At 38.9% G+C, this 26,924-nt stretch carries 29 protein-coding genes and 7 pseudogenes; 12 read left to right on the forward strand and 24 right to left on the reverse strand.

The genetic code is table 11. The annotated features are described in order from the left end of the window. Nucleotides 1-173 precede the first annotated feature (173 nt). A pseudogene (locus tag F973_RS02825) lies at nt 174-803 on the reverse strand (alpha/beta fold hydrolase); the annotation flags it as partial. A gap of 134 nt (nt 804-937) precedes the next feature. Here F973_RS02825 and F973_RS02830 point away from each other — a divergent pair. Continuing rightward, the gene (locus tag F973_RS02830; protein ID WP_004759900.1) at nt 938-1,393 is read left to right on the forward strand and encodes a hypothetical protein; all 456 of its coding nucleotides are present in this window, start codon (nt 938-940) and stop codon (nt 1,391-1,393) included. A 16-nt stretch (nt 1,394-1,409) separates the two neighbouring features. Here F973_RS02830 and F973_RS02835 read toward each other — a convergent pair whose 3' ends face one another. After that, the gene (locus F973_RS02835) at nt 1,410-1,670 is read right to left on the reverse strand and encodes a hypothetical protein (protein ID WP_004680924.1); all 261 of its coding nucleotides are present in this window, start codon (nt 1,668-1,670) and stop codon (nt 1,410-1,412) included. Nucleotides 1,671-2,054: 384 nt separating this feature from the next. Next, nucleotides 2,055-3,356: a branched-chain amino acid transport system II carrier protein gene (gene brnQ / locus F973_RS02840; protein ID WP_004759902.1), complete on the reverse strand. Its 1,302-nt coding sequence runs from the start codon at nt 3,354-3,356 to the stop codon at nt 2,055-2,057. 352 nt (nt 3,357-3,708) lie between these two features. Between brnQ and map the strand changes: the two genes are divergently transcribed. Then, nucleotides 3,709-4,506: a type I methionyl aminopeptidase gene (gene map, locus F973_RS02845; RefSeq protein WP_004759904.1), complete on the forward strand. Its 798-nt coding sequence runs from the start codon at nt 3,709-3,711 to the stop codon at nt 4,504-4,506. A 19-nt stretch (nt 4,507-4,525) separates the two neighbouring features. Here map and F973_RS02850 read toward each other — a convergent pair whose 3' ends face one another. Continuing rightward, nucleotides 4,526-5,449 carry a LysR family transcriptional regulator gene (locus tag F973_RS02850; protein ID WP_004759906.1) on the reverse strand — a complete coding sequence of 308 codons (924 nt, stop codon included), beginning with the start codon at nt 5,447-5,449 and terminating at the stop codon, nt 4,526-4,528. A gap of 55 nt (nt 5,450-5,504) precedes the next feature. After that, nucleotides 5,505-5,932 (reverse strand): annotated as a pseudogene (locus F973_RS02855) (guanosine-3',5'-bis(diphosphate) 3'-pyrophosphohydrolase). Between the two features lie 79 nt (nt 5,933-6,011). On the opposite strand from F973_RS02855, the gene F973_RS02860 reads away from it, so the two are divergent. Then, the gene (locus tag F973_RS02860; RefSeq protein WP_004759908.1) at nt 6,012-6,335 is read left to right on the forward strand and encodes a hypothetical protein; all 324 of its coding nucleotides are present in this window, start codon (nt 6,012-6,014) and stop codon (nt 6,333-6,335) included. A gap of 50 nt (nt 6,336-6,385) precedes the next feature. Here the strand turns inward: F973_RS02860 and grxD are convergent, their stop codons facing one another. After that, nucleotides 6,386-6,727: a Grx4 family monothiol glutaredoxin gene (grxD, locus tag F973_RS02865; RefSeq protein WP_004639270.1), complete on the reverse strand. Its 342-nt coding sequence runs from the start codon at nt 6,725-6,727 to the stop codon at nt 6,386-6,388. Between the two features lie 164 nt (nt 6,728-6,891). Between grxD and F973_RS02870 the strand changes: the two genes are divergently transcribed. After that, nucleotides 6,892-8,112 (forward strand): aspartate aminotransferase family protein, encoded by a 1,221-nt coding sequence (locus F973_RS02870; protein ID WP_004759910.1) that lies wholly within the window; start codon nt 6,892-6,894, stop codon nt 8,110-8,112. 57 nt (nt 8,113-8,169) lie between these two features. Here the strand turns inward: F973_RS02870 and F973_RS02875 are convergent, their stop codons facing one another. The 3 genes from F973_RS02875 to F973_RS02885 form a co-directional block, all read right to left on the reverse strand. Then, complete coding sequence (locus tag F973_RS02875; protein WP_004677771.1) at nt 8,170-8,601, reverse strand: CBS domain-containing protein; 432 nt, start codon at nt 8,599-8,601, stop codon at nt 8,170-8,172. Nucleotides 8,602-8,738: 137 nt separating this feature from the next. After that, nucleotides 8,739-9,116 carry a DUF2750 domain-containing protein gene (locus tag F973_RS02880; protein ID WP_004759911.1) on the reverse strand — a complete coding sequence of 126 codons (378 nt, stop codon included), beginning with the start codon at nt 9,114-9,116 and terminating at the stop codon, nt 8,739-8,741. 298 nt (nt 9,117-9,414) lie between these two features. Beyond that, nucleotides 9,415-9,648, reverse strand: coding sequence for an SEL1-like repeat protein (locus F973_RS02885; RefSeq protein WP_004677767.1), 234 nt, complete (start codon nt 9,646-9,648; stop codon nt 9,415-9,417). A 227-nt stretch (nt 9,649-9,875) separates the two neighbouring features. Here F973_RS02885 and F973_RS02890 point away from each other — a divergent pair, with 227 nt between their 5' ends. The 3 genes from F973_RS02890 (at nt 9,876) to ftsY (ending at nt 11,917) form a co-directional block, all read left to right on the forward strand. Next, nucleotides 9,876-10,238 (forward strand): hypothetical protein, encoded by a 363-nt coding sequence (locus F973_RS02890; RefSeq protein ID WP_004759913.1) that lies wholly within the window; start codon nt 9,876-9,878, stop codon nt 10,236-10,238. 107 nt (nt 10,239-10,345) lie between these two features. After that, nucleotides 10,346-10,675, forward strand: a complete 330-nt coding sequence (locus tag F973_RS02895; protein ID WP_004677764.1) for a hypothetical protein — start codon at nt 10,346-10,348, stop codon at nt 10,673-10,675. Between the two features lie 120 nt (nt 10,676-10,795). Next, the gene (ftsY, locus tag F973_RS02900) at nt 10,796-11,917 is read left to right on the forward strand and encodes a signal recognition particle-docking protein FtsY (RefSeq protein WP_004759914.1); all 1,122 of its coding nucleotides are present in this window, start codon (nt 10,796-10,798) and stop codon (nt 11,915-11,917) included. Nucleotides 11,918-11,988: 71 nt separating this feature from the next. Here ftsY and F973_RS02905 read toward each other — a convergent pair whose 3' ends face one another. Next, nucleotides 11,989-12,576: a hypothetical protein gene (locus F973_RS02905; RefSeq protein WP_004759915.1), complete on the reverse strand. Its 588-nt coding sequence runs from the start codon at nt 12,574-12,576 to the stop codon at nt 11,989-11,991. 93 nt (nt 12,577-12,669) lie between these two features. Between F973_RS02905 and F973_RS14395 the strand changes: the two are divergent. Continuing rightward, nucleotides 12,670-12,795: pseudogene (locus F973_RS14395) on the forward strand (transposase); the annotation flags it as partial. Nucleotides 12,796-12,932: 137 nt separating this feature from the next. Here F973_RS14395 and F973_RS14400 read toward each other — a convergent pair. The 7 genes and pseudogenes from F973_RS14400 to F973_RS02940 all read right to left on the reverse strand — a co-directional run. After that, nucleotides 12,933-13,825, reverse strand: a pseudogene (locus tag F973_RS14400) (IS4 family transposase); the annotation flags it as partial. After that, nucleotides 13,824-14,234, reverse strand: a pseudogene (locus tag F973_RS14405) (transposase); the annotation flags it as partial. The pseudogenes F973_RS14400 and F973_RS14405, both read right to left, overlap by 2 nt. Further along, the gene (locus tag F973_RS02920; protein WP_004759916.1) at nt 14,224-14,679 is read right to left on the reverse strand and encodes a helix-turn-helix domain-containing protein; all 456 of its coding nucleotides are present in this window, start codon (nt 14,677-14,679) and stop codon (nt 14,224-14,226) included. The pseudogene F973_RS14405 and the gene F973_RS02920, both read right to left, overlap by 11 nt. A gap of 183 nt (nt 14,680-14,862) precedes the next feature. After that, nucleotides 14,863-15,408 (reverse strand): crossover junction endodeoxyribonuclease RuvC, encoded by a 546-nt coding sequence (gene ruvC, locus F973_RS02925; RefSeq protein ID WP_004677756.1) that lies wholly within the window; start codon nt 15,406-15,408, stop codon nt 14,863-14,865. Between the two features lie 100 nt (nt 15,409-15,508). Next, a pseudogene (locus tag F973_RS14160) lies at nt 15,509-15,811 on the reverse strand (IS30 family transposase); the annotation flags it as partial. A 1-nt stretch (nt 15,812) separates the two neighbouring features. Next, a pseudogene (locus F973_RS02935) lies at nt 15,813-16,052 on the reverse strand (IS4 family transposase); the annotation flags it as partial. A 122-nt stretch (nt 16,053-16,174) separates the two neighbouring features. Further along, nucleotides 16,175-17,701 carry an acetyl-CoA C-acetyltransferase gene (locus F973_RS02940; protein WP_004759918.1) on the reverse strand — a complete coding sequence of 509 codons (1,527 nt, stop codon included), beginning with the start codon at nt 17,699-17,701 and terminating at the stop codon, nt 16,175-16,177. A gap of 224 nt (nt 17,702-17,925) precedes the next feature. On the opposite strand from F973_RS02940, the gene F973_RS02945 reads away from it, so the two are divergent. The 3 genes from F973_RS02945 to F973_RS02955 all read left to right on the forward strand — a co-directional run bounded on the left by F973_RS02945 (nt 17,926) and on the right by F973_RS02955 (nt 21,574). Further along, nucleotides 17,926-19,317, forward strand: a complete 1,392-nt coding sequence (locus F973_RS02945; RefSeq protein ID WP_004759919.1) for a 3-oxoacyl-ACP reductase — start codon at nt 17,926-17,928, stop codon at nt 19,315-19,317. A 66-nt stretch (nt 19,318-19,383) separates the two neighbouring features. After that, nucleotides 19,384-20,238 (forward strand): MaoC family dehydratase, encoded by an 855-nt coding sequence (locus F973_RS02950; RefSeq protein ID WP_004759920.1) that lies wholly within the window; start codon nt 19,384-19,386, stop codon nt 20,236-20,238. Nucleotides 20,239-20,320: 82 nt separating this feature from the next. Further along, nucleotides 20,321-21,574, forward strand: coding sequence for a serine hydrolase domain-containing protein (locus F973_RS02955; protein WP_004759923.1), 1,254 nt, complete (start codon nt 20,321-20,323; stop codon nt 21,572-21,574). A gap of 43 nt (nt 21,575-21,617) precedes the next feature. Here the strand turns inward: F973_RS02955 and F973_RS02960 are convergent, their stop codons facing one another. The 7 genes from F973_RS02960 to F973_RS02990 all read right to left on the reverse strand — a co-directional run bounded on the left by F973_RS02960 (nt 21,618) and on the right by F973_RS02990 (nt 25,593). Further along, nucleotides 21,618-22,649, reverse strand: a complete 1,032-nt coding sequence (locus F973_RS02960) for a PD-(D/E)XK nuclease family protein (protein ID WP_004759924.1) — start codon at nt 22,647-22,649, stop codon at nt 21,618-21,620. 52 nt (nt 22,650-22,701) lie between these two features. After that, nucleotides 22,702-22,965 carry a PDDEXK-like family protein gene (locus tag F973_RS15545; RefSeq protein ID WP_004759926.1) on the reverse strand — a complete coding sequence of 88 codons (264 nt, stop codon included), beginning with the start codon at nt 22,963-22,965 and terminating at the stop codon, nt 22,702-22,704. 17 nt (nt 22,966-22,982) lie between these two features. Further along, complete coding sequence (locus tag F973_RS02970; RefSeq protein ID WP_004759927.1) at nt 22,983-23,396, reverse strand: formyl transferase; 414 nt, start codon at nt 23,394-23,396, stop codon at nt 22,983-22,985. Then, on the reverse strand, nt 23,380-23,601 hold the full coding sequence (locus tag F973_RS02975) for a DNA translocase FtsK (protein ID WP_004759929.1): 222 nt from the start codon (nt 23,599-23,601) through the stop codon (nt 23,380-23,382). The genes F973_RS02970 and F973_RS02975 overlap by 17 nt, the downstream gene beginning before the upstream one ends. Beyond that, nucleotides 23,591-24,385, reverse strand: coding sequence for a PP2C family protein-serine/threonine phosphatase (locus tag F973_RS02980; RefSeq protein WP_004759930.1), 795 nt, complete (start codon nt 24,383-24,385; stop codon nt 23,591-23,593). The genes F973_RS02975 and F973_RS02980 overlap by 11 nt, the downstream gene beginning before the upstream one ends. 231 nt (nt 24,386-24,616) lie before the next feature. Next, a complete protein-coding gene (locus F973_RS02985; protein ID WP_004759932.1) occupies nt 24,617-25,210 on the reverse strand; it encodes a Maf family protein in 594 nt (197 codons plus the stop codon). Then, nucleotides 25,210-25,593: a DUF2237 family protein gene (locus F973_RS02990; protein WP_004680899.1), complete on the reverse strand. Its 384-nt coding sequence runs from the start codon at nt 25,591-25,593 to the stop codon at nt 25,210-25,212. The genes F973_RS02985 and F973_RS02990 overlap by 1 nt, the downstream gene beginning before the upstream one ends. A gap of 139 nt (nt 25,594-25,732) precedes the next feature. On the opposite strand from F973_RS02990, the gene F973_RS02995 reads away from it, so the two are divergent. Next, a complete protein-coding gene (locus F973_RS02995; protein WP_004759933.1) occupies nt 25,733-26,920 on the forward strand; it encodes a phosphoglycerate kinase in 1,188 nt (395 codons plus the stop codon). Nucleotides 26,921-26,924: the final 4 nt, after the last annotated feature.

Consider the following 26,924-nt stretch of genomic DNA (forward strand, 5'->3'; position numbering starts at 1 on the left):
CGAGTGTGTGGTCGCCTTTAATTGCTGCGAGAGCAACTTTAACTTTAAACTCTGCTGAATGATTACGACGTTTTCTTCGTGTCATGGTTGACTCCAAAAACAAGCATTTCCCATGCTTATTGGGGAGTAGATTATCACTTATAGACGTGGTCTAAAATCCTAGACCCACATCAGTCATCAAAAATGCTTTTCCCAATCGCATTCATCACATAGCCAGGTTTGCTACAGAATTCTGCCCATTGCCTTGCCACATTTTTTGGCAAGTTTTCCCCCATACCGATAAACTGGGTTGCACCATAGCCTTTGAAAAAGCTGGAAATAGGAAAAATAACATTAAACATGATAGGGGCGAGCAGCTTGGTTTTACCTTTTAAGCCTTTTACGTGGCCTGTTGAGCCAGCAATTGCCAGAACTTTGACAACTTTACTGTAATTGGGATTAACGCCAAGAAGCTGACCACCAGCACTATGCCCAATAATAATGACTTTTTCTGCCTGGGTTCGATTCAGCAAAGCATCAACTGCCGCTGGAACATCAAGTAGTCCCCAATCATTGATACTGGCTGTTGAATCTTTAAGTGCTCCATGTAGAGATTGACCAATACCACGAAAATCAAAACTTAGGACATCATAGCCTTGCTGACTCAACCACTCTGCAAAAGGGTGGTAAAAGGTTTTAGTAATCCCTGTCGCAGGACAAATGAGAATGGGATATTGCTGTTTATCATTTTGTGCAGGATAAAATTGAGCTGCAAGTTGATAACCATCTTTACAACTGATCCAAAATGATTCAGGGCTATTCATGAGCGAGCTACTCTTGTATTTGCATATTTCTACTTTACACAAGTTCTAAAAAGAAACTCGTTTGAAAAATGACTTAAAAGTCAATTATTATGTAATATAAAACCCTAATAGGAAGCTTATTTACAGGATAGCGGATGTTTGTTTTAACTCAAGCGACTGAACTGTCGATTATATTTAGTGGAATTTTTCTTTGGGTGGGGATGCTAACAGGAGTATGGAAATATTATCAAATTAGAAAAACGGAGCTTGCACGGGCACATTACTATGTAGATATTGCTCATCGAAGCAGTCTGCTTTATGCCGCAGCAAGCTTAATTCTGGCTGTATTGAGTTATTTTACAGTTTTGTCTGATATGTGGACTTTAGCTTGTGTGATTGCAAACCTATTCTTCTTTGCGATGTCCATTCTGACCTATATCATTCATGGATTGTTGAAAGACACCACCAATCAGTTTAAGCAGCCCCATCAATTAGGGCAGCGGGCCATTCCAGCCTGGTGCATGACGTTAATGATGTTAAGTTTAATTATTGTTGAGCTGGGTGCTACAGCGATTTTATTATGTGGAACAATTGCAAAATTTTTAAACTGATATAAAAAATGGATGATTAATCATCCATTTTCTCTAAAGAATTCTTTTGTCGATCAATATTTACCTGTCGACACTTTCGATCAATAATCCCCCACGTACAGAAAGCCATAGAGACGACCATTGCATAGGCGAAATATTCAGGTTTTAAGTTACCCATAATAGTGCCTTGGAATAACAACGTTGCCATTAAGGCCAGCGTTGTGATTGCATAGATGCTCGAATCAGTGGTCTTCAGAGTGTTAATGAAGACTTGCTTGTTGAAATGTAATGATAACATCTCCATCCCTCCTTGTGGCGATGACAAAACTTAAGTGTTTTGGTCAGAATTATTCTTTCAGTTGTACTGCTAATTTTTGAGTATTTCAATAGGTAACTGCAATATTTTTTAGATTAATTCATTAAATACATTGATTTTTATAACTTTTAAGTATTTTAAATGTGAATCTATAGTATTTTTCAGTAAAATGATAGGGTGTTTTTTTACATTTTGAAATATTTAGGGTTCTAACATAATGAATGATATTGCTATTTTTCTGTAGAATTAATCCATTTTAAAAAATAAAGATTTGTCGTAAACAGAAAATGCACATTGGGTAAAGGAGCATTCTTTGTATAGCTAAAATTATGTTTGGGTAAAACATCGTTTTAACGACAAATCATTTTAATTCTTGCCACCTGATAATCGGTCAATTGCAATTGCAATCATAAGAACGGCACATGATGGAAGTAACCAGGCAAGGTTTTGTTCACTTAATGGCAAGTGATCAATAAATTGTGGTAACTGTTCTGTAAAACCAGCCGCTTTAATTGCCTCTACAATACCGAAAAGGAAAGCGATGGCGGTCACTGAACCTACAATCAGCGATGGCTTGTTCCAGTGTTTCCAGAAAAAGCTGAGCATGATCACCACGATTGCTGGCGGATAAATTGCACTTAATAAAGGAACGGAAAACGCAATTAGTTTGGTTAAACCCAAGTTGGAAATTAACAGTGAAAACCCAATCAGGATAAAAACCAGTAATTTATAGGGTAAACCAGTTAATTCATTAAAATATTCAGCACATGCGCAGGTTAAGCCAATCGCAGTGACCATACATGCCAGAAAAATCAAGCCAGCCAGGAACAATGAACCTAGGTCACCAAAGGCATGCTGCACATAGGCATGCAGAATGACTGCACCATTATCTGCATTTGCCGCGACTTCATGGCTGCCTAAACCCAATTTAAACAAACTAATGTAAACAAGGGTTAAGCCTAAACCTGCAATTAGGCTTGCGATAATTGCATATTTGGTTATCAGCTTGGAATCAGTTACTCCACGGGACTGAATGGCCTGAATAATCACAATACTAAATACCAGCGCCCCTAAGGTGTCCATGGTCAAGTAACCACTGACAAAGCCTTCGGAAACTGGACTGTTGACATAATGGTTAATCGGTGGAGAAATATAACCTGTCGGAATGGCAAAAGCTGCGATGCCCAGTATTGCAAGTGCAACAATTTTTAATGGTGCCAGTACGTGTCCGACTGTATCAAGCAGTTTATTTGGATAAAGAGAAACTGCTGCGGCAAAAGCAAAATAAATTACACTGTAGATCAGTAGGCTACTGCTGGATGTACCAAAATATGGTGCAAAACCAATTTCATAAGAAACGGTGGCAGTACGTGGTGTCGCAAATAACGGGCCTACCGATAGGTAACAGACTATGGTCAGTAATAAGCTGGCAAAACGACCAAGAGGGGAACTGATGACCTCAATTGAGCCCTGCATACGTGACAAGGCCATGATGGTCATTACAGGTAGACCAACTGCGGTGATTAAGAAACCAAATGCAGCGAGCCATACGTGTTCACCAGCCTGCTGGGCAACAATAGGGGGGAAAATAATATTGCCTGCACCAATAAACAGTGCAAAGGTCATAAACCCCAAGGCAATAATATCTCCTGTACGAAGTTGGTTCATAAAGGGAGGTATAAAATAAAAGTGCGGATTTTAGAATAAAAATGCTGTCATTTGAAACCAATTTTATGTGAAAAACGGTTTATTTTTGTCTAAAAAGAAATGATTAAAATCATAGGATTAGCTTTGGTAAACTTAATTGTTTGAAAAGATTTTAAAAGTAAAAAATATCGTTTGTTATACTTTTTTCCTATGATGTTGATCGAAATTAAATGTAAAATAAAAAGTGTCTTTCAGTCGTAAAAAGATTGAAGATTTGAGAGCTAAGGCGTAAAACTACTGAAATATTGAATGCAGTATAAAAATGGCTCTGCATTACGAAATTAATTTGATTTTTACATAAGGAATATCTCGAATGAGAGCTTCTACTGTGACCATTAAAACGGAACAGGATATTGAAAAATTGCGTATCTCAGGGCGTTTGGCAGCACAAGTTCTAGAAATGATTGGTGCCTATATAAAGCCAGGTGTTTCAACTGAATATTTAGATGATATATGTAATGATTACATCGTAAACACTTTGCAGGTTATTCCTGCCAATGTGGGTTATCACGGTTTTACCAAAACAACCTGTATTTCTGTCAATGAAGAAGTATGCCATGCCATCCCCTCTGCCAAAAAGATTTTGCAGGAGGGTGACATTCTCAACATTGATGTGGCTGTGATTAAAGATGGTTATTTTGGCGATACCAGTCGGATGTACTTTGTAGGTGAACCAAGCCCTGAAGCTAAGAAATTAGTTGAAACGACTTATGATGCAATGTTGGCAGGTATTCGTACGGTCAGACCTGGAGCAACATTAGGCGATATTGGCTATGCAATTCAATCTGTTGCTCAAGCTCAGGGTTATAGTATTGTCCGTGAATATTGTGGGCATGGTATTGGACGTGTTTACCACGAACAACCCAATATCCTGCATTATGGCCAGAAAGGTCAGGGCATGGTATTGAAAAAAGGCATGGTCTTTACCATTGAGCCGATGGTAAATGCAGGTAAGGCGCAGGTGAAAGAGTTGAGTGATGGCTGGACAGTGATGACACAGGACAAATCTCTTTCAGCACAATGGGAACATATGGTTGCCGTGACAGAGGATGGTTTTGAACTGCTCACCCCTTGGCCAGAGGGAACAGGGCATTATCCTGCTATTTCATAAATGCAGCAAAGGCCTGATCTTAATCGGGTCTTTTTATCGTGGAACATAGGGTAAGTTGTTCAACCAGATAGTCGATGAATACACGAACCGCTGGCAGCAAGCCCCGACGTGATGGATAAACTGCATGGAAGATTCCATGTGGCGCAGTCCATTCTGGTAATACTTTCACCAATTGACCAGATTTAATGAAATCCTGAGCGATGCTATCAGGCAATAGGGCAATTCCACAATTCTGACTGGCTAATTCTGCCAGCATCAACAAGTTCGAACCCATAATCACAGGATTGACCTTGATTTTCTTCTGTTGCTGATGATCTGGACCTGACAGTAGAAAATGCTGGTCAAGATGCTCTTCAGCCATGCTGATAATACGATGTTCAGACAGTTGTTCAGGTGTGGTTAAATGCCCGAATTCATTTAAATAGGCCTGGCTGGCAAAAAGACGTTGTTCAATGGCTGCAAATTGTCTTAAAACCAGATTCGGGTCATCGTCCAGTTTGGAACGCACACGCAACGCCAAATCAATGCCCTCATTAATGACATCCACACGGCGGTTACTCACCATCATCTGCACACGGACTTCTGGATATGTTTTTAGAAAAGCGGGCAATATTTTTGCCATTTGATTCTGGGCAATATCCACAGGTACACTGACCTTGATAACACCACGTGGCTGACTGCTTAAATGATTTACCACATCATGGGCAGCTTGCGCTGCATTCATCATTACCTGTGCATGGCGATAGACATCCATGCCAATGTCTGTCACAGCAAAATGGCGTGAACTGCGCTGGATAAGACGGACACCTAGTTGCTCTTCAAGGTTATAAACTCTGCGACTTAATTTGGATTTAGGAATATCAGTTGCTCTTTCAGCCGCACTAAAACCACCATGTTCAACCACAAGCGCAAAGCAATAAAAATCATCTAAATCCGTCAGCATTACGCTATAAACTCCAGCTTTTTGTCATTCAGGTTAATTGGTAAAAACGTGATTATTAAACATTTTGGCTTAATAAAATATTCCGCACCTGTTGATATTCGTTTAATCGCTCAAAGTCTTTGCTTGTTGGCGATGAAATCCGAGACAAGTCCATATTGTCATTGATATCTGCCAATTTCACAACACGCGCCAAAGGGTTTTGTACGGTCCGTTGAGCGGCTTGTATTCGTGACTCACCTTTTGTTTGGTCAGTGCAACGATTGCCTCGATAATGTGTGGTTGGAATCCCAACGCCTGTAAATCTTCGATGCTTGTCTCAGTATCTTCTAAGACATCATGTAGCACAGCAATAATCTTATGTTCAATATTGGGTACATTTAGCATGACTCTCAATGGATGTAAAATATAGGGTGCATTGGCTTTATCAACTTGGCCTGCGTGTTGTTTTGCTGCGAATGCAATGGCTTGTTCAAGGGTTGCCATTAGCTAAATCCTACTATTCAAGATAGATTAGCGTGTCATATTCTTTTAAACTGACTGAAATTCTTTATGCTTTATTATTATGTCATATCAACTCATCAATATTGTCGATGCTACCCAGAATATTTTATGTCCATATTGCCAGCATGCTGTTTTGGACTGGAAGCAGGAACAATATATTCAGCCTTGTGAACATACTTTGTTTATGGCGATGGATTTGGGTTTTGAATTTATTGCAGACCGTTTTGAGGCAGTTTTGCCACAATCGGTTGATGAAATTCATGAAGATCCAAACATGAATGTTTTTATGACTGTGACGCAGGCAAACTATCCTGAAATGAAAATCTATAAGGCAGATTTGGGTGTGGAGGGAATGTTCCGCTATGTTGGTTTTAGTGAACAGTAAGTTTAGGCAAATAAAAAAGCCAATCATTTGATTGGCTTTCGTTTTTTAGCTTATGCTTCAGGAGCAGGGCTATACTGTTCAACCAATGGCTTTAACTCACCATTCTGGAACATTTCAAGCATGATGTCGCTACCGCCAATGAGCTCGCCATTGATCCATAACTGTGGGAAAGTAGGCCAGTTGGCAATTTGAGGTAAAGTTGCACGAATATCTTGATTTTCCAAGATATTTACATAGGCAAATGGACGACCAATTTGGCTAAGTGCTTCTACTGCACGCGCAGAAAAACCACATTGCGGGAATTGGGGAGTGCCTTTCATGTAAAGTAAAACAGGGTGTTTCGCAATTTGATCACGAATTAACGCTACTGTATCACGCGCTTGTTCCGTCATAGATAGATCCTCAACTAATCTTGCCAAATTATATACTGAAAAACAGTTTACGAGCTATTGTTAAAGATTTTTCTTATATAAATGTGAGTTTATGCTTTCAATCTACGCAAGTTTTTGCTTATATAACTTTTTTACACTACAACTAATGATAGATTGAGTTTGTTATGACTAATATCACTCTTGCTCCTGTACAGCCTGATCAACCAACACACCTTATGGCAACTTATGGTCGCCAGGCGATCAGCTTTGTACGAGGACGAGGGGCGTATCTATATACGGCGGATGGGACAGAATATTTAGATGCCTTGACTGGGATTGCCGTATGTGGATTGGGTCATGCTCATCCTGTGATAGCGGAAGCGATTGCTGAACAGGCCGCAACCTTGATTCATACCAGTAACTTATTTGAAATTCCTTGGCAAACCGCCGCTGCCCAGAAATTGGCTGAAGTTTCTGGAATGGAAGAGATCTTTTTCTCCAATAGCGGTGCCGAGTCAAATGAAGGCGCAATTAAAATTGCCCGTAAATTTGGTGCGCAACAAGGGATTGTCAATCCAAAAATTTTGGTTGCTGAACAGTCTTTCCATGGTCGTACCTTGGCAACCTTGTCTGCGACAGGCAATAAAAAGGTTCAGGAGGGCTTTGCGCCGTTAGTTCAGGGCTTTATCCGTGTGCCATTTGGGGATGTGGAAGCGATTCAGGAAGCGGCAATCCATCATCCTGATATTGTTGCAATCCTGATTGAACCCATTCAGGGTGAGGGTGGAGTCAATACTGCACCACAAGGCTTTAGCTATCTGGAAGAAGTCCGTGCTTTATGTAACCAGCATAACTGGTTGATGATGCTGGATGAAATCCAGACTGGAAATGGGCGTACAGGTAAATACTTTGCCTATCAACATACTAGTATTGTTCCTGATGTGATGACTACAGCCAAAGGTTTGGGCAATGGTTTCCCAATTGGGGCGGTGATGACCCAGGGTAAAGCGGTCGGTTTACTGGGTGCAGGCAGCCACGGTTCAACCTATGGTGGCACAGTGTTGGGCTCGCGAGTGGTATATACAGTACTGGATACACTTGAAAAAGAAAATGCGGTTGCAAATGCTGCTACTGTCGGTGCCTATATCGTGGATCAACTCAAAGCGCAATTGGCTGGTTACAATGTACAGGTGCGTGGTTTTGGTATGATGATTGGTATTCAACTACCAAAAGACTGTGCTGAACTGGTTGCGATTGCCCGTGATCAATATAAATTGATTATCAATGTCACGGCTGGTTCCGTGGTTCGTTTGTTACCGCCACTCAACATGACTCAAGCTCAGGCAGATGAGTTGTTGCAACGTCTTGTTCCTGCAATCCAGAACTTTCTAAAAGCATATTTCTAGGTTGTTAAAAATAAAAAAACAGGGCAGTGAATTGCCCTGTTTTTTATGGCTAAATAATTAACCAGAGATATATTGTTGAAGTTGTTCAATCAGAATGCGTTGATCTTCCATTGCTGCTTTAACCAAGTCACCAATTGAGATAAAACCCACCAGCTTTTCTTGATCCAGTACAGGTAAATGACGTAAATGGCGATCAGTCATGAGCTGTAGACATTCCTCTACCGTATGGTTTAGGCTGACTGAAATGACCTTGGATGTCATAATGTCCGAGACTAGAGTGCTTTCTGATGTACGTTCCATCAAGGCAATCTTACGGGTATAGTCACGTTCAGAGAAAATTCCAACCACTTTTTCATCTTCTGCAACCACCAGTGCCCCCACACCTTTGTCTGCCATAATTTTAATTGCTTCAAGTACAGTCGCATTTGGTGAGATTGTAAAAATTGATTGTACTGCTTTATTCTTGATGACTTGAGCAACGATTGTCATTGTTTATCCACCTGTGTTGTATTGTCATTTTCATTTAACTTAACGGTATTTGTTTTAATTGCAAAGTGCTAATTGAGCCACAATGATAACTTTTTCTCATGAATGTTTAAAAAGTCATCACTGTAACAATGGAAACTTTAGGCAGTCGCTACAGATTGATGCTGCATAAAAAAGAAATGCTGCATTTGCTGTGTTGAAAGCTTGAATTTGCGATGTGACGAGTTAAATAAAGCAGGCTCAACTTGTAGACGGGTTAGGGTTGGCAATAAAGATTCATGAAAATCTTTTGGTGTAATTTTTCGTGGTGTGTAATTTTTCCAATGCGCCTTGGCATAACGATGTGCCTGAACACCGTTCAGCCAGAAAGGAAAGACATGACCATCCTGATCAGATTTGATTGCCCAGCCTTGATGATATAAACCCCAAAGAACACCGCAATACATTATTGTTTTTAGAATTGAAATCTTAATCATCAACTCACGTGATACTGGTTGAAAGTGGTTAAACCGATACATATTATTAAACTGATCTTATTTAAACTTATGTTTTATTATAAGAAATTTAGATGTCATTTATGTTTAAACAATTCATCTAAATCGTAAGCAAATATTGTATGTATTAAGAAAATGCAAAATAAAGTGATTGATACTTTGATGCGATTAACACTTTGACCTGTGTAAGATAAATGGAATGTGCAGTGAAGAACGGTGATATAGGATAAAAAGATAGGAACGGATTTTGCGCAGGCATTAAAAAACGCCACCTGAGCAGATCAAAGCGATTAAAGCTTTGATGTAGCGCAAGGACGTTTCTTTATGCTTGTAGGGTTGCCATCTTCTGCCAATACTGTGCTTTCAATGAGTCACGTTCGACTCGGAAGCCTTGATAATACAACTCTGCCAAAAATAATGCCGCTTTGCCGTGACCTGCTTTCGCTACTTCTTCAAGCTCTTTCACTGCATCTAGAAAGTTTTTTTGTGATTGAATTGTATTTACCGCATTAGCATATACATGCTCTAGTTCATGGTGTGTAAAGTGTTGAATCATATAATAACTCCTTATTTTAATTATGATTACCGCAAATTCTATTCAAAGAAAATCTACTTTGAATTTAAGCTACTTTAACTTTGGATTGTTAAATTATTATGACAAAATTGATTGAATTGTCAAATATATTGCGTGTCATTTCGTAAATAAAAGCTTACACGATTAAACATTTGTCGCAAATAATTTTAAGTAAAATCAAAGTGAGAATAAGAGAAAAGGAGAACAATATGTCAAATGTAATTGATGGTGTAAGCATTGATGTTCCACCATTAGACAGCCAGATTATCACTTTGGCTCATCATCATCGTAAATTACTAGATGAAGCCATTTTCCATCAGGAAATTCATCTCGGTGATTATTGCTTGGCCCAGCGCAAGCGTGTCTACGATTTTGCCAGCCATTTAAGCCCTGAACAAAAGGACCGCTTTTATAAGATTTATGACGGCGAGCTAAAAAATATTGCCGATGATGATGAATTGCACCCAGCCGATGCAGAGAGTGGTGTAGGGATGTTTGCAATTTTTATTACCTTGGTGATCATCGCTTTTATTTTATATTTCGCTTTTGTCCGTACCTTGGTTAATTATTGATAAAGTTTCTGGACGTTCAATAAGTTGTTTCATTGTGACTTATTGAACGTTAGGCTTGTCCTTAATGAACCAGACACATACACTACTTCATAGCTTTGAGGTAAGTTATGTTGTCTTTATTTTCTAAACATCAGGTTTTAAAGTCTCGGTTTGGGACAAAAGTCGATCAATTTTGTAATATTCTGGTCGCGATAATACTTTTTTCAATTTTTATCGTTGCTTATAATGCCTTACAACGCCCTGTCAATATAATGCAATATCAACAGGTGATTTATTTTTCACAACAAGCCAGCCATCCCAGAACACAGCATATGGCGATAGCTGTTTTAAGACATTCCAGTATTCGCCGCGTAGACTACCTAAAGCTTTTGAATGCCTATCAATTTGAATCAAACCGTATTAAACAATATCCAGCAATGAAACAAGAGGATGAGTAAGTTTTAATCGACTCATTTTTCATTTATAAATGAATGATTTGGCCCAGTCGGGAAAAAGAAAACAATTTGTGCTAGACTGTCAATCTTTTTAAAAAGCTGCTTTATTCTCAAGGAATCGACATGCAACAGCAATCGAATATGCAAAATAAATTCTTGATAGATGCTGACATCGGTGATGATGATGTCACATTGCCGAGTTTACCTGCTGTCGATGTTCCCATTATTGAACCAGTTGTAAAAACCACAGTTGAAACCTCTGTACCTACTCCTGTAGAACAATCATCAAAGCCAGTCGTTGAGCAGGATGATACAAAATCTGCTGGTTTCTTTGGCCGCATGAAAGATGGCCTGACCAAAACCCGTCGTAGCTTTACCGATGGTATGGTCAATATCCTGATCGGCGGTAAAGAAATTGATGATGAACTGCTGGAAGAGGTCGAAGAGCAGTTACTGGTTGCAGACATTGGTGTTGATGCGACCAAAACCATTATTGCCAATTTGACGGAAAGAACCGCACGTGGTGACCTGATTTATTCACATGCATTGTATAAAGCACTACAGGAAGAACTGGTTGCCTTACTTGCGCCACGCGTAAAGCCCCTACATATTGACCCGAATAAATCGCCTTATGTGATTTTGATGGTGGGTGTCAACGGTGTGGGTAAAACCACGACTATTGGTAAGCTTGCCAAACGTTTGCAGGGTGAGGGCAAGAAAGTCATGCTCGCCGCAGGTGATACGTTCCGTGCAGCAGCGACTGAGCAATTACAGATCTGGGGTGATCGTAATGACATTCCTGTAGTGGCTCAAGGACATGGTGCTGACAGTGCTTCAGTAATTTTTGATGCATTTGAAAGTGCGCGTGCCAAAGGCATTGATGTACTGATTGCCGACACCGCAGGGCGTTTACAAAATAAGGCCAACCTCATGGAAGAGCTGAAAAAAGTTAAACGTGTTATGCAGAAGATTGACGCAACTGCACCCCATGAGATCATGCTGATTGTAGATGCGGGTACAGGTCAAAATGCCATTAATCAGGTTCAACTCTTTGACGAAGCAGTGGGTTTAACTGGTATTACCATTACCAAGCTGGATGGTACAGCCAAAGGTGGTGTGCTATTCAATATTGCAAGCCGTACTCATGTGCCAATTCGTTATATTGGTGTGGGTGAGAAGATTGATGACTTACGTCCTTTCTCGGCTAAGTCTTTCGTTGCAGCGTTGTTTGAGACGGATAAATAGAGAATGCTTGGTCTTTATCATGCATAAAAAACATCCAGCTCTAAGCTGGATGTTTTTTGATTGGGTATTGATTAGATTTTGCAGCTTTTGCTCTTTTGATAGATTTTTATATTTTCTAAATCAGCTTCGTGTTTTTTGTAAGCTTTGAGCAATGCATCAGAATTCATGGTTTGTAGTTGAGCTTCTGATTGAGTTGTTGAAAGGTTATTGCCCAGCGTACTTAATGTGCTTGCAGAACTGCTGCCTTTTTGCGCCATAATATTTCCAGCAATGGATAATAAACCACCGAGTGCTTTTGCATTACCTCTACTTGCTGCTTCTTGTTGTGCCTGAGTTTGTAAATTGTCAAACTGTTCAGCTTGAGTTTGCAAGCTCTTGATTTCACGTTGTGCTGTGGCTGAAGATACTGCAAGTGCAGCGCAGTCCATCGCACCCAATTGCGCAACTGAATAAGGTGTTGTATCAACATAGGCTGTTGCTGGTGCAGCTTGTTGTTTTTGTGCTGTTGCCATATTGGCAGCCTGATTTAATGCCGCACCTGTATCACCACTTTGCACTGCTTGAGCAATTTTTAAGGCATTATCTAAAAAACCTGCTTGTGTTGTTAAAGATACAGATAAAAGTGCGACTGTGGCTAAGCTTAAAGATAAGCGTTTCATTTTCCATTACCCCGTACAGATTAAAACAATTTTTATACATGAGTGTAGTTTAGTCATATAGTCAAATCATTATAAAACCAATACAATGGTGCAATGAGTTATTCAGAACATTTTAGACGTAAAATTTTAGCTAAGCTTGAGGAAGGTTATTCTATTCGAGCGGTAGCTGCACAATTTGAAATTAATAAAAATACCATTGTTGAATGGAAGAAACGTATATAGTCAAATCATTATAAAACCAATACAACTCAGTCGATGAGTTATTTCGAGTTTTTTTCGAATCCTGTATGAATAATAAAGTAGTTTGACTATAATTTCCTAAAATTGTCTAGCCCTGAAATTGGGGGGGAGTAAAATTAGTGCAAATATTTTAATAATATAAATTTGATCTCTGTACACGACAAATTGTACAGAACCCTTATCCTATCAGGCTTGTGCTTTCTTAAAATTGCCAAAATTTCCTTAAACTCTGCTTTTTTCCCAAAACCAATTAAACGCTGAATCGCCATTTGAACATAGTCTAAACCATAGCGAAATAAACTCATTAACAGTCGTTCATGCTTCTTTATTTTTATCGCTTTTTTTTGATCATGTTGCCATTCACCCGTTAAGTAACACCAACAGAAGCTTATAGCTAACACCGCAATCAATTTTTTCACTCGTCTAGGGTCTGTCAAGCGCGTATTTTCAAGATTAAACCCGCGTCCTTTGAAACAATTGAATAAGGTTTCAATTTCCTAGCGTAATGCATAATCCTGAATAGCATTACCATTAAACTGAGGAGAAACGACGAGTAAAAGCTCTCCATTTTCTAACTGTAGTGCACTTATATATAGTTTCACCCGACCAACCAAAATCCGTCGTTTACGACATTCAATTTGACCAACCTGAAGATGGCGAAATAAATCACTAATTTTATGATTCTTTCCTAAATGATTGGTGACAATGAAGTTTTTTTAACACGAATGCAGAAGTTGATGTCTTATTCAATTAACCATATAAACCACTGCTCACCGATAAACTCTCTGTCTGCGAACACATTCACAATACGGTCTTTACCAAAAATGGATATAAAGCGTTGAATCAAGGTAATACGCTCTTTCGTATCTGAATTTCCACGTTTATTAAGCAATGTCCAAACGATAGGTATTGCTATTCCACGATAAACGATCGCGAGCATCAGGATATTAATATTTCGTTTTCCCCATTTCCAATTGGTTCTATCTAAATTCAGTTGCACTTTGTCGAATAAAATACAGATTCGTCGAAAATTTAGTTTTAAGTAGCTCTCTGTAATCAGCCATCTTTTTACTTCTATGAATCGAGGCATTATCAACAATAAGAACCAATGGAAGGTTATACGTCTGTTTTACTTGTTGAGCTATTCCAGTTAAATAGGCATAAAACCAAGTGCTTGTCACTGACTCTTGTAAACAACTTGTCACCAGTTTCCCCGTTGAAAGCAAACACCCCATGACATTAACTCGTTTTAATCTTATTACATCAACCGCAGGAACATCACCTATCTTTGTCCACGCATAGCGGTTATCAGGTTTAGATGAAAACCCTGTTTCATCAACATAACCTAATATAATTTCACCACGTGCCGCTTGCTCTCGTAATTCTTTAATCTGCTGTGTTGCTTGTTCAAATGCAATCGGATCTCTTTTTTTTCAAGCTATGACGGGTACGCTTGAAGACCCTACCTGAATCACGTAAAAACTTACGAATGGTTTCAACAGACACGGACACTTCGTATTCTTCATGTAGTTTGACTCGGATTTGTTCTGCATTGAGTGGACTTGTATTGACCCAATCTAGGATTTTCGCCTGATAGTCTGAGATCAATGTATTGGGCCGACCTGAGCGATGACCTTCTTTAATCGATTCAAACTCATACAATTCCCAACGTCGGCGTTGTAGCCTTATGGTTTCTGGGATACGTTCTTGTAGAGTGGCAACTTCCGCAACACTTTTACCTTCAGAAAGCCAGAGAATAGTTTGGGCGCGCTGTCTTTCACGCCAATCTTTTGCATGCTTGGCCAGAAAAATGAGTCGTTCTCGCTGTTCTAAACTAAGTGGTACAGAAACAATTCGAGGCATGTGTGAACATCTGTTAACTAAAAAAACTTTTTTCGCATGATTAGTTGTTTTTGTCAACTTATAACATCATTTGGGGAGCAATATATCACTTATAGGTGTTATTCAAATTTTCTGGTCCACCTCTTTTATTTCAATCACTTAAAAAGTTGAAATTGGGGTAATTAATAGCATTTTTCTAGCATTCTAACGTCGTCTACTGCTCGAACGACTTCTTCCTCGCGCCATTCCACCTAAAGCATTCAATACTGCCATTTTGCTCATATTTCCTGAAGCATGAGCATGACAAATGGCGGCAGCAAGCGCATCGGCGGCGTCTGCTTGTGGTTGAATGCTAAGATTGAGTAATTTCATTACCATCATTTGCACTTGTTCTTTTTCAGCAGCCCCATAGCCCACTACTGACTGCTTGATTTGACGTGCTGTATATTCCGCTACATTTAAATCCAAATTCACCAATGCTGCAATCGCAGCGCCACGTGCTTGACCAAGTTTTAAGGCGGAGTCAGGGTTTTGTGCCATAAATACTTGTTCGACCGCAGCTTCAGTTGGACCGTGAAACTTAACAATCCGCTCAACACCCGCAAAAATGCGTTTTAAACGCTCAGGCATTGCTTGTGTTTCGGTACGAATGGTTCCTGCATCAACAAAACGCAATTTGTTACCATCTTTTTCGATAATTCCATAACCTGTTAAACGTGAACCAGGATCAATACCAATAATGAACGACATGAGGCACTAAAGAAATTAACAAACTTCCAATATTGTTACATAATAGTTTTTTTACTGCATAATATTTTTGTAGTATTTTGAATTATATAGGATGGCGAATTCAAACATGAGGTGCGACAGTTTTAAAAGCCTTATGATAATCAACAAGCTGAGAAAATTTCTCTAATGGTGTAAGCCAATCTAACGCTTTTCTAGGACGAGTATTCAGTGACATGGCAACTTGATTTAAATAATGCTGATCTGCCTGATTTAAATCAATCCCTTTAGGTAAATATTGCCTAATTAAACCATTCATATTTTCGCATGTGCCTTTTTGCCATGGTGAATGTGGGTCACAGAAATATACATCTATGCCTAAATCTTCTTCGAGTATTTTATGTTCTGCCATCTCACCTCCACGGTCAATTGAAAATCAACTGAGATATTTGACTATAATCAAAATACTGACCTGCAAAGAAGCGCTGCATACGTCGATAAAATGATTGTGGTAAGCGCTGGATGGGGAAGGCTTTAGATGCAGAAGAAAGATTGCATGTTTGCTTTAAAATGATCACAAGCATGATGAGCGCAAAGCACTTTAAATGTGACTTGTTCCATTTTAGAGATTTATTTAAGATAAGATATAACTCGTTGAGATGTGTCATAGTATTTGTCGTTAGAAGACAATTATTATGACATTATTTGAATGAGTTATCTATTTTTGTCGTGTACAAAGGAAAAAGGGACTAAATCCAAAGACCTAGCCCCTTATTGATTAGGGTGGCAATTATTTTTCAATAATTGCTGTTACACCTTGACCGCCAGCAGCACAGATCGAAACTAAGATACGACCTGAACCTTTTTGGTTTAAGATTTTCGCAGCAGTGGCGATGATGCGACCACCAGTTGCAGCGAATGGGTGACCCGCAGCTAAAGAAGAACCTTTAACGTTTAATTTGCTACGATCAATTGAACCTAAAGGTGCATCTAAGCCTAAACGCTCTTTACAGAATTTCTCATCTTCCCAAGCTTTCAAAGTAGAAAGTACTTGTGATGCAAACGCTTCGTGGATTTCGTAATAGTCGAAATCTTGAAGTTTAAGACCAGCACGCTCAAGCATACGTGGAACTGCATAAGCAGGAGCCATCAATAAGCCTTCTTTCTTGCCAACAAAATCAACTGCAGCAGTTTCAGTGAACGTCAAGTAAGCAAGAACTTCATGGCCATTTGCTTTAGCCCACTCTTCAGAAGCTAAAAGTACGCATGAAGCACCGTCAGTAAGTGGAGTAGAGTTACCCGCTGTCATTGTTGCAGCTTCGCCTTTGCCAAATACTGGTTTTAATTTTGCTAATTTCTCAGCAGTTGAGTCAGCACGTAAGTTGTTGTCGCGGCTTAAACCTAAGAATGGCGTGATTAAGTCATCGAAGAAACCTTCTTCGTATGCTTTTGCCATTTTTTGGTGAGAAGAAGCGGCTAAGGCATCTTGATCTTCACGAGCGATACCCCATTCAAGGGCAGTAATTGCTTGGTGATCACCCATAGATAAACCAGTGCGTGGTTCACCGTTTTTAGGTGCGTCCATCAAGTCTTTCAGGTTGATTTTTTTCAATGCTTTTAAGCGGTCTTTACCTGTTTTAGCAATGTTCAACTCAAGCAATGCTTTACGTAAACCATCACCTAAAGCGATCGGAGCGTCAGATGTAGTATCAACACCACCAGCGATACCTACTTCGATTTGACCTAGAGCGATTTTGTTCGCCACAAGGAAAGCTGCCTGTAAACCAGTACCACACGCTTGCTGAATGTCATAAGCTGGCGTTTCTGGTGCAAGTTGAGTGTTTAAAACACACTCACGTGTCATGTTGAAGTCACGGCTGTGTTTTAATACCGCACCTGCAACCACTTCACCTAAACGTTGACCTTGTAGGTTAAAACGCTCAACTAAGCCGTTTAATGCCGCGGTGAACATATCCATGTTTGAAGCAGTGAAATATGCGCCGTTTGAACGTGCGAAAGGAATACGGTTACCGCCAATAATGGCAACACGGCGAACAGTGTTTTGGCTCATGCTTTTATCCTGTTGAACAGAAGGTTTGGTTGTTTTAGCTGGTGCTACTTTTGTAGATGTAGAAGAAGCAGTGCTTTTTGTACTACGACTGGTAGAACGAGGACGAGTCGTTTTAGTTGCCGTACTTGCTGCTTTAGGAGTTGCGTCAGCACTTTTACTTGGAGCAGAAGTTGCTTTTGATGTATTTGACACAGTCTCTTGAGCAGAATTCTCGACTGCTGGATTTTCTTGAGTTGTTTTGCTCATAAGGCTTTTCCAAGCATAATTGCGATATTCTTGCTATAACCATAGCATATTTCCAATACTGCTGTATTGACTAGAATGACGATTTAGACCACATTCAGGTCAAGACATCCAGACATGAAGTCAAGTATGATTTATTGCGAGTCAATCAAACATTGGTTTCATGTTATTTTGCTGACATGGTTTAGATGTTTGTAAAAAATTCATTTGTATGAGAGATAATAATCATGACCGATCAATACCAAGCATTTACACAATCACCTTTGGGTAAATTTGTTGTAAAAAATTTAGGTTTACCATCACCAGTTAGCTTAGATCGTTTTGAAAGTGGCCAACCTGTTGTAAATGGTGCCGTATTGCTTGGCGCAGCACCTTCAAGCACTATTTCCGCTTCTATTGCACAGGTTCTTAGTAATATCCATGCAGATAGCTACGTAGGCAATAACGTTGAATTACAGCAAACTGCTGCAAAAGTAGGTTTAAACCTTCGTCCTTTGAATGCAGATGATAAAGAGTCTAAATTTAAAGCAGTTGTATTTGACGCTTCTGGTATCCAAAATTCAGAACAATTAAAAGAGTTGTACAACTTCTTTAATCCAATCGCGCGTCAAATCTCAACTTCTGGCCGTGTGATTGTGATTGGTACAACGCCTGAAACAGCGAAAACTGTAAAACAAGCCATTGCTCAACGTGCGCTTGAAGGTTTTGTGAAGTCTGTTGGTAAAGAATTCAAAAAGGGTATCACTGCTCAAGTGGTTTATGTAGATCAAGGTGCTGAAGCAAACTTGGAATCTACTTTACGTTTCTTAATTTCACCACGCTCTGCTTATGTATCTGGTCAAGTGATCCGTATTTCTAAAGCAGAAATAGTGAAATTAGATTGGGCTAAGCCACTTGCGGGTAAAACTGCACTCGTAACGGGTGCAAGCCGTGGTATTGGTGAAGCAATTGCACAAGTATTGGCACGTGATGGCGCACATGTGATTTGCTTAGATGTTCCTCAACAACAAGCTGATCTTGAGCGTGTTGCGGGTTCAATTGGTGGTTCAGTATTGGCAATCGATATTACTGCTGCTGACGCTGGCGAGAAAATTAAAACTGCTGCGGCTAAACAAGGCGGTTTGGATGTCATCGTTCACAATGCAGGTATTACTCGTGACAAAACTTTGGCAAACATGAAGCCAGAGCTTTGGGATCTAGTCATCAACATTAACTTGTCTGCAATTGAACGTGTTAACGATTACTTACTTTCTAATGATGGTTTAAATGCAAATGGTCGTATCGTTTGTGTATCATCAATCAGCGGTATCGCGGGTAACTTGGGTCAAACCAACTATGCAGTGTCTAAAGCAGGCGTAATTGGTTTGGTTAAATTTACTGCACCAATATTGAAGAATGGTATTACGATCAACGCGGTTGCACCAGGCTTCATTGAAACTCAAATGACTGCTGCGATTCCATTTGCGATTCGTGAAGCAGGTCGCCGTATGAACTCAATGAACCAAGGTGGTTTACCTGTAGATGTTGCTGAAGCAATTGCTTGGTATGCTTCTACCGGTTCAACAGGTGTGACAGGCAACGTTGTTCGCGTATGCGGTCAAAGCTTGTTGGGCGCTTAAGCGTTAAAAGTTTTGAAGAGGGGTGCTTGTGCATCCCTTTTTTATAAAAATGTAGAAAGGTTCATTATGAATACACGCCATTTTAGTCAATTGCCAAAGCCTTACTTAGCTTATCCAAAAGTTATTCAAGGTTTAATTTTTAAAAAGCCAAAAGGCGAAAAAGCATTACCACAAGTGGAATATGTGGTAGATACGCTTAACATTGATTCAAAACATTTAGAAAGCTATAACGAAATTTGTGGTTTTAAAAATGATGGTTTTGTACCAGCAATTTATCTAGCAGTACTGTCGCAAAGTCTGCAAATGCACATGATGACAAGTGAAGCATTTCCATTTGCGATTTTAGGATTGGTGCATATTCGTAACCAAATCAAGCAAACTCGTAAAATCGGTGTGAATGAGCAAATTACGTTGTCATGTAAATTTGGCGAACTTCAGCCACATGATAAAGGCTTACAATTCGATTTCATTACAACTGCCAAAGTGGGTGGTGAAGTGGTGATGGAAAGTTTAACGACTTATTTATCACGTCAAAAAACTGAGAAAAAAGCTTCTGAAAAATCGAAAGAATCTAAAGAGCCTGCATATCAACCAAAAGCTGAATGGAATATTTCTGAGAATACTGGTCGCCGCTATGCATTGATTTCAGGTGATTTTAACTTGATTCATATTCATGCAGTCACAGCTAAAGCATTTGGTTTTAAACAAGCGATTGCTCATGGCATGTGGAGTAAGGCAAAAGCTTTGGCGAGTATTGAGTTACCCGCTGCTTATGAAGCAGATGTTTGGTTTAAATTGCCGATGTATTTACCATCAACTGTTGAGTTTTTAACAGCTGCCGAATCAAAACAAACTGACTTCTTGATTCGTAACGTTAAATCTAAAAAGCCACATGTTGCGGGAACAGTGAAAGCACTTTAATACTGAATAGTATTGTTGAGTCAGCCCTTTTGTTCGCAAGAGGGTTGTTCTAAAAAATATAAATATCATAAGGATATGTGCATTGATTAAAGAGATTTTATTTGCCGATACGCATAATTATCATGGCAAGGTTGATCATCGTTTTATTGACTTAGCAACCCAATTCAGTCGTTTGCAAGATGCGAGAAGCCATCAAGGTGGCGCTGCATTGGTGGTATATTTCCAAGGTCAGAAAGTTGTTGATATTTTTACTGGTAAAAAATCTCAAGAACAAGATTGGCAATCTGATACTTTGGCAATGTGTTATTCGACAGGCAAAGGAATTTTAGCAACGCTTGCACATATTTTAGTAAGTGAAGGCTTACTGGATTATGATCAGCCTATTGCATATTATTGGCCTGAGTTTTCCCAAAATGGTAAAGCCAATATTACATTACGTCATGTTTTATCGCATCAAAGTGGTTTATTTGATATCCGCAATGTGATTGATACAGCAACAGAAATGTTGGATTGGTCGCATATGTTAGAGCTAATGGCGGCTGCTACACCACGTTTTGCAGCAGGACAAAGTTTGGCTTATCAACCGCTGACTTATGGTTGGCTCGTAGGTGGGGTCATTGAAAAAGCGGCGAAACAGCCTTTAAGTTGGTTAATGCAACGTTATTTGGTGCAACCACTTGGGTTGGATGGCGCATATTTTGGCGTGCCTGCTTCTGAGCTGGATCGGGTTGCTCGTTTGCTGGAAAAACCTAAAAAATCATCTGCACCAAAGCCACAAGTTAAAAAAACTGATCAACCACGTAAAGTATCATTATCAGAAAAATTACTAGAACTTTCTGGGCAAAGTCCTCAAGATTTTCAGGATGCCATGATTCCAAAAGGCATGCGTAATTTTAGCTTTTATAGCGATGCTGGTTTACAAGCCGTCATTCCAGCGGCAAATGGTGTCTTTACCGCAGATAGTCTGGCTAAAGTTTATGCCATGCTTGCTAATCAAGGGCAGTGGAATGGTCAACAATTGATTCGTCCAGAAGTATTTAAGCAACTGAGTACAGTACAAAGCAAAGCACGTGATCGGGTGATGCCAATTCCAATGCATTGGCGTTTGGGTTATCACCGTATTTTAACGATGGGTAAGCGTTCACCACATGGCTTTGGCCATATGGGTTTTAATGGTTCAGGTGCATGGTGTGATCCTGACCGTGAACTCAGTTTCGCTTATACGCATAATTTTAGTACCACTTCTGCAACAGGCGATTATCGTTTATGGGGCTTGAGTCAGGAAACCTTGCGTTGTGCTGATGAAATATTGACGGGTAGAAAAGGCTGGTTTTAACAAAATTCCCCCATTCAATAAAACGGTGAATGGGGGAAATTTTTTAACTAAGATTGAATTCATCTAATAAATTTTTCTGATTCAGTGCTTGGTAAATAAGTTCTGCATATTGCGTGATACGTTGACATAATTCGCCTGATTCAATCATTGACCAAACATGGGTATGTGTCTGCCAATCCCATATATCTTTTTGATCAATATATGCCGCCCACCATTCACTTTGTTTAACTTTTTCATGGGGGAAGAGTTCTGATATGGCTGAATGAATTTGATGGAATAGTTCAGGGGCAGCTAGATTTCCCTCTCGTTTAGCGATTCCTATAAAAAATCCTCGATAGTTATAATAATTAAATTCTATTCTAAAACATAGCTTATGTTTTTGTGTGTAAAAAATATTTAATCCAGCCCAGTGATCACGAGAAATACGGTCAGTAATATACCAGCCTTTCTGATGGGCAGCACTCTGTAGTTGTTGTTCAAGTTTATGAATCAAAGAGTCTTGTAATTGATCTTTGACTCCTAATAACTCAAATGTAGCTTGAATATGCTGAGGATCTTGTAAGATTATGTTTAAAAGATGATTTTGTTCTGAAATATCATTCATTGATAAAAATTCCTTTTCAATATAATGTTTAAACTCTTTTATATAATAAATCACTTTGTCATTTTGACATTCCGTTAAAGACTGCTTTAACCAATGTATTAAGTCAGGGAAAGTAATATGGCTGAAATTTTTCTGGTCTAACCATGATTTTAAGATTTCAGGTTTGACACTATGTTCTGCTGGTTCATTACCATACCCAGATAAATAGACAAGATGCCAATTTTGAGGAAAAAGAAAGCTCATTTCATTAGCATAATCTTGTAATTGTTGATCACCATCCGCAGCAAATGGTTTATTTTCAATACAGATACCATAGCTTTGCTGAGCGATTTTAATATGGATATAAATATCCATTCTTCGACCATTTCTGATCGTCTTCTCTGTTTGTACAGTGATGTCTGCATGATCTAAATTAATATTTCTCCAATCATCAGGTAAATCCAATGGCTTTGTTGCACAAATAGCTAACACTATGATTTTATTATATTTATTTTTATTAAAATTTTAGGAAAACCCTTAAAAATCAGCATCTTGCAAAATATTTATGCAACAAAGCCAAATCCAATTGATGAAGAAATAGGGATAGAAATAGATGCCCCTGTGCATGATCACCACTTGGGTTTAATAAATCAGCAATGATTCTACTTAGCATCATTTCATCTGTATAAATATAATTAAATATTGAAAAATTTGGGGCAAGCTGTTTTTCATATTTTTGTCGTGCTAGTTCAAGCGCTTTTAATTCATAGGAAACTTGATTAAGTAGTTTAGATATATTGAGATTCATTTAATTTCCTTTACTTATTAATCATCATTTAAGTTCTGGGCATGATTTTCTAAAGCCTCACTCAATGGGCAGTAATACCAAGTAACGCCTTCTATTTTCATACTGCCATCAGAATTTTCTAGGTGGTTATATAACAGTTGATATTTTGGGTTAGCTTCATCAAAGGGTACATCAAGGTAAATCTCACCCAGATAAGGCATTGACATAATTCCACTTCGAGATGACCAGCCAAAACATTCGGAAAAATCAATTTCATGTTTTTCTAACCATTCAATCAATTGTTGACGAGCAATACAGGTTTCATAGTGAAATTTAACTGAAAGATCTTCATTGTGGAAAATGTCGTTATAGTTCTTATGAAAAAGCAAATATAAAACATCACGTTGTTTCTCAAGCGCAATTTGATCTATATTTTTAAGTATTCTTGGCATCAGAAACTCCTTGCTTGTAAACTAAATGACCATAATGAGGTGTAAAATCTACTGCACAAATTTTATCTTCAATCAAACACTCGAGTAACTTATTCGCCTGTTGATAACCGATTAAAAATTTTCTTTGTAAGCTTGAAACAGAAATGTGTTCGACTTCTTGAACAAATAAAATTGCCTGTTGTAATAAATCCTCATTATTTTGCATATTGATTTTCCTGTGTGAGACGAATCAAAATCATACTGACATTATCAAAAGCATGGTTTTGATGGAGGGTAGTTTTCATCTCTAATAACCATGTTTTTAATGGAGTTTCAGGCATTAAAGGCTTCCAGTGATTGCATTCCAACACATCATGTACACCATCGCTACAAATCAAGAGAGCATCTCCCTCAACCAAATATTCTTCTTTGGGAGAAAATTCGGGAACTTCATGTAAGGAATCTGCACAAAAACAATGATTCAGCATGTAATAGAAACTGGCATATTGTTCACTTTCTTTAATTTCTGCTTCACCATTTTGCTGCATTTCTGTAATGAAATTATGGTCTTGGGTCAGGGCATACCAGTATTGATTATGGCTGCTAAATAAGTAGACTCGACTATCACCTAAATGCTGAATATTGACAAATCCAAATGGGCTAGAGGGTGTAACGACTGCCAAAGTGGCACTAGAAGCATAAGTCTTTGAGTTGCCTGCTAAATACTGGCTTAAATCATCTTGAACTTGTTTTAAATGAATCCGTTGCTGAGTTTGGGTTTGTTGTAAAACACTGTTTAAAACGCATTTTGATGCCTGTTCCGCTTTCGGACTACTGCTGACACCATCTGAAACAGCAGCACACCAATCATCATCTTTTTGATAAAGATAGCATTTGCTGATCAAGCCATCATGCTGAATTACTTTATTTCCAATCAAGATTGCATCTTGTTGAATGGGTGGTTTTGCTCGCCATGTTAAAGCCTGCATTTCATAATAGAGATCAGTCACGGTGAGTCCTGATGAGGAGAAAGTGAGTAAGTTATAGCAATCGAAATATGAAGTGGTCAATCATATTTTTAGTTTTAAGTGTTTAATTTATAAAATAAATATTTTGTTACGATAGTATAATCAAATAAGAGAAAATTGCACCGTGAACGGACTCTTAAAAGCGTAAAGTTGGTTTTTTCTTTAGAAGTATAAAAATATTAAATTTGGCAACCAAAGAGCTAATAATAGAGATCAAGGAACATTTATCCCAAATTGACGTAAGATCTTACACAATTGAATCATCGGTAAGCCCATCAACGTAGTTTGATCATTACCCACCATTTTCTCAAATAAGCTAATCCCTAAGCTTTCACACTTAAAACTACCTGCGCAATGTAAAGGTTGATCAATCTCGATATAACGCTCAATTTCAGCGAGCGTCAGTTGGCGAAATTTCACTTGATAATGCTCAACCAGAGTTCTTTCAAACCCTGATCGCAAATGCTGAACACTGAGAGCGGTGCTAAAAAACACGATTTTCCCTGAGTTTTCTTGTAACTGCTGAATCGCATTTTCAACACTCAAAGGTTTACCAATAAAGTCATACGGCGCGTGTTCACGCCAAGCGACTTGATCAGAACCAATGATAATCGCATTTGGATTCAGTTCAGCAATAACTCGTGCTTTCTGAAAAGCAAGACGCTTGGCTAAATCATCGGCATGTAATTCGCCCATTGCAGATTCATCAATATCAGGTGAAATACAGCGATAGTTCAATCGTAAACGATCCATCAAGTCTTTACGGGTTTGGCTGCTCGATGCCAAAATCAATTCAAACTGATTCATTAGACTGCATATTCAACGAGAATATTCAGTGGCACATAATGCAAAACAGCATTATGGCAAGCATTCAATTTAATTGGTGGGGCATGACCTGCTTCGTAGGCTTCAACCCAACGTGTGACGCAAATACACCAAAAATCACCTGGTTTTAATCCAGGGAAACCTACTTCAGGTAAAGGCGTAATTAAATCATTGCCAACTTTTTGTGAGAAATTTAAGAAATCTGAAGTCATTTGCGCGCACATGGTGTGCTGACCTAAGTCCGTAACCGCCGTATGGCAAAAACCATTACGAAAATAGCCCGTGATCGGGTCAAAGCAACAACTAGATAAAGGTTCACCAAGAACATTTAGACGATTAATTTTTGGATCAGGATGAATAGACATAAGAATACAAAGATTTAATAACGATGATTATGATAATCAAAAGTGAAATTTTAGACAGCTTTTCTGCAAAAAAACTCACCTTTATTTTTAAGAATCATTTAAAATTACGCCGTTTTTAAAATCACTTAGAGAGCCATCCATGAATTTTCAGCGCATGACTGACCTTGATTTAGCAGGTAAACGTGTTCTTATTCGTGAAGACTTAAACGTTCCTGTAAAAAATGGGGAAATTACCAGCGATGCACGTTTACGTGCTGCATTACCAACAATCAAAGCTGCATTAGATAAAGGCGCTGCGGTAATGGTATTTTCTCATCTTGGTCGTCCTGTAGAGGGTGAGCCAAAACCAGAACAATCTCTTGCACCTGTAGCAGCGTATTTAACAAAAGCTTTAGGACAAGAAGTAAAATTATTTACTGATTACTTAGATGGTGTGGAAGTTGAAGCGGGTCAAGTGGTATTACTTGAAAATGTACGTTTCAATCATGGCGAAAAGAAAAATAAAGAAGAGCTTGCACAAAAATATGCAGCACTTTGTGATGTATTTGTTATGGATGCATTTGGTACTGCTCATCGTGCAGAAGCGTCAACAGAAGGTGTAGCACGTTTTGCAAAAGTTGCTGCTGCTGGTCCGTTATTAGCCGCTGAATTAGATGCGCTAGGTCGAGCAATGCAAACACCTGAAAAACCAATGGTAGCAATTGTTGCAGGTTCTAAAGTATCAACAAAACTTGATGTATTAAATTCACTTTCTACCATTTGTGATCAATTGATTGTGGGTGGTGGTATTGCCAATACATTCCTGGCTGCTGCTGGATTCAATGTCGGTAAATCACTTTACGAAGCTGATTTGGTCGATACTGCAAAACAAATCGCTGCAAAAGTGAGCGTACCATTGCCAACTGATGTTGTGGTTGCTGATGCCAGCCAAATCAATTTTGAAGATTTTCTGGGTTCATTGGCAAGCGCACAAGCTGTTGTGAAAGACGTTGCAGATGTGACTGACACTGACATGATTCTGGATGTTGGCCCTGAAACAGCGAAAGCATTTGCTGAGATCCTAAAAACTTCAAAAACGATTCTTTGGAATGGTCCAGTGGGTGTATTTGAAGTTGATCAATTTGGTGAAGGCACCAAGGCACTTTCATTGGCAATTGCTGAATCAGCTGGTTTCTCGATTGCGGGTGGTGGTGATACGCTTGCTGCAATTGATAAATATGCAGTGGCTGATCAAATTGGTTATATCTCAACAGGTGGTGGTGCATTCCTTGAGTTTGTAGAGGGCAAAACCTTACCAGCAGTTGCAGTTTTGCTTGAGCGTGCGTAATCAG

This window comes from Acinetobacter sp. CIP 102129, assembly GCF_000368305.1.
GTDB classification, from domain to species: Bacteria; Pseudomonadota; Gammaproteobacteria; order Pseudomonadales; family Moraxellaceae; genus Acinetobacter; species Acinetobacter parvus.

Bases quoted from the DNA above. Each gene is read 5' to 3' on its own strand.
- F973_RS02830 (WP_004759900.1), top strand. From the start codon at position 938: ATGTTTGTTTTAACTCAAGCGACTGAACTGTCGATTATATTTAGTGGA.
- F973_RS02835 (WP_004680924.1), bottom strand. From the start codon at position 1,670: ATGTTATCATTACATTTCAACAAGCAAGTCTTCATTAACACTCTGAAG.
- brnQ (WP_004759902.1), bottom strand. From the start codon at position 3,356: ATGAACCAACTTCGTACAGGAGATATTATTGCCTTGGGGTTTATGACC.
- map (WP_004759904.1), top strand. From the start codon at position 3,709: ATGAGAGCTTCTACTGTGACCATTAAAACGGAACAGGATATTGAAAAA.
- F973_RS02850 (WP_004759906.1), bottom strand. From the start codon at position 5,449: ATGCTGACGGATTTAGATGATTTTTATTGCTTTGCGCTTGTGGTTGAA.
- F973_RS02860 (WP_004759908.1), top strand. From the start codon at position 6,012: ATGTCATATCAACTCATCAATATTGTCGATGCTACCCAGAATATTTTA.
- grxD (WP_004639270.1), bottom strand. From the start codon at position 6,727: ATGACGGAACAAGCGCGTGATACAGTAGCGTTAATTCGTGATCAAATT.
- F973_RS02870 (WP_004759910.1), top strand. From the start codon at position 6,892: ATGACTAATATCACTCTTGCTCCTGTACAGCCTGATCAACCAACACAC.
- F973_RS02875 (WP_004677771.1), bottom strand. From the start codon at position 8,601: ATGACAATCGTTGCTCAAGTCATCAAGAATAAAGCAGTACAATCAATT.
- F973_RS02880 (WP_004759911.1), bottom strand. From the start codon at position 9,116: ATGTATCGGTTTAACCACTTTCAACCAGTATCACGTGAGTTGATGATT.
- F973_RS02885 (WP_004677767.1), bottom strand. From the start codon at position 9,648: ATGATTCAACACTTTACACACCATGAACTAGAGCATGTATATGCTAAT.
- F973_RS02890 (WP_004759913.1), top strand. From the start codon at position 9,876: ATGTCAAATGTAATTGATGGTGTAAGCATTGATGTTCCACCATTAGAC.
- F973_RS02895 (WP_004677764.1), top strand. From the start codon at position 10,346: ATGTTGTCTTTATTTTCTAAACATCAGGTTTTAAAGTCTCGGTTTGGG.
- ftsY (WP_004759914.1), top strand. From the start codon at position 10,796: ATGCAACAGCAATCGAATATGCAAAATAAATTCTTGATAGATGCTGAC.
- F973_RS02905 (WP_004759915.1), bottom strand. From the start codon at position 12,576: ATGAAACGCTTATCTTTAAGCTTAGCCACAGTCGCACTTTTATCTGTA.
- F973_RS02920 (WP_004759916.1), bottom strand. From the start codon at position 14,679: ATGCCTCGAATTGTTTCTGTACCACTTAGTTTAGAACAGCGAGAACGA.
- ruvC (WP_004677756.1), bottom strand. From the start codon at position 15,408: ATGTCGTTCATTATTGGTATTGATCCTGGTTCACGTTTAACAGGTTAT.
- F973_RS02940 (WP_004759918.1), bottom strand. From the start codon at position 17,701: ATGAGCAAAACAACTCAAGAAAATCCAGCAGTCGAGAATTCTGCTCAA.
- F973_RS02945 (WP_004759919.1), top strand. From the start codon at position 17,926: ATGACCGATCAATACCAAGCATTTACACAATCACCTTTGGGTAAATTT.
- F973_RS02950 (WP_004759920.1), top strand. From the start codon at position 19,384: ATGAATACACGCCATTTTAGTCAATTGCCAAAGCCTTACTTAGCTTAT.
- F973_RS15545 (WP_004759926.1), bottom strand. From the start codon at position 22,965: ATGAATCTCAATATATCTAAACTACTTAATCAAGTTTCCTATGAATTA.
- F973_RS02970 (WP_004759927.1), bottom strand. From the start codon at position 23,396: ATGCCAAGAATACTTAAAAATATAGATCAAATTGCGCTTGAGAAACAA.
- F973_RS02975 (WP_004759929.1), bottom strand. From the start codon at position 23,601: ATGCAAAATAATGAGGATTTATTACAACAGGCAATTTTATTTGTTCAA.
- F973_RS02985 (WP_004759932.1), bottom strand. From the start codon at position 25,210: ATGAATCAGTTTGAATTGATTTTGGCATCGAGCAGCCAAACCCGTAAA.
- F973_RS02990 (WP_004680899.1), bottom strand. From the start codon at position 25,593: ATGTCTATTCATCCTGATCCAAAAATTAATCGTCTAAATGTTCTTGGT.
- F973_RS02995 (WP_004759933.1), top strand. From the start codon at position 25,733: ATGAATTTTCAGCGCATGACTGACCTTGATTTAGCAGGTAAACGTGTT.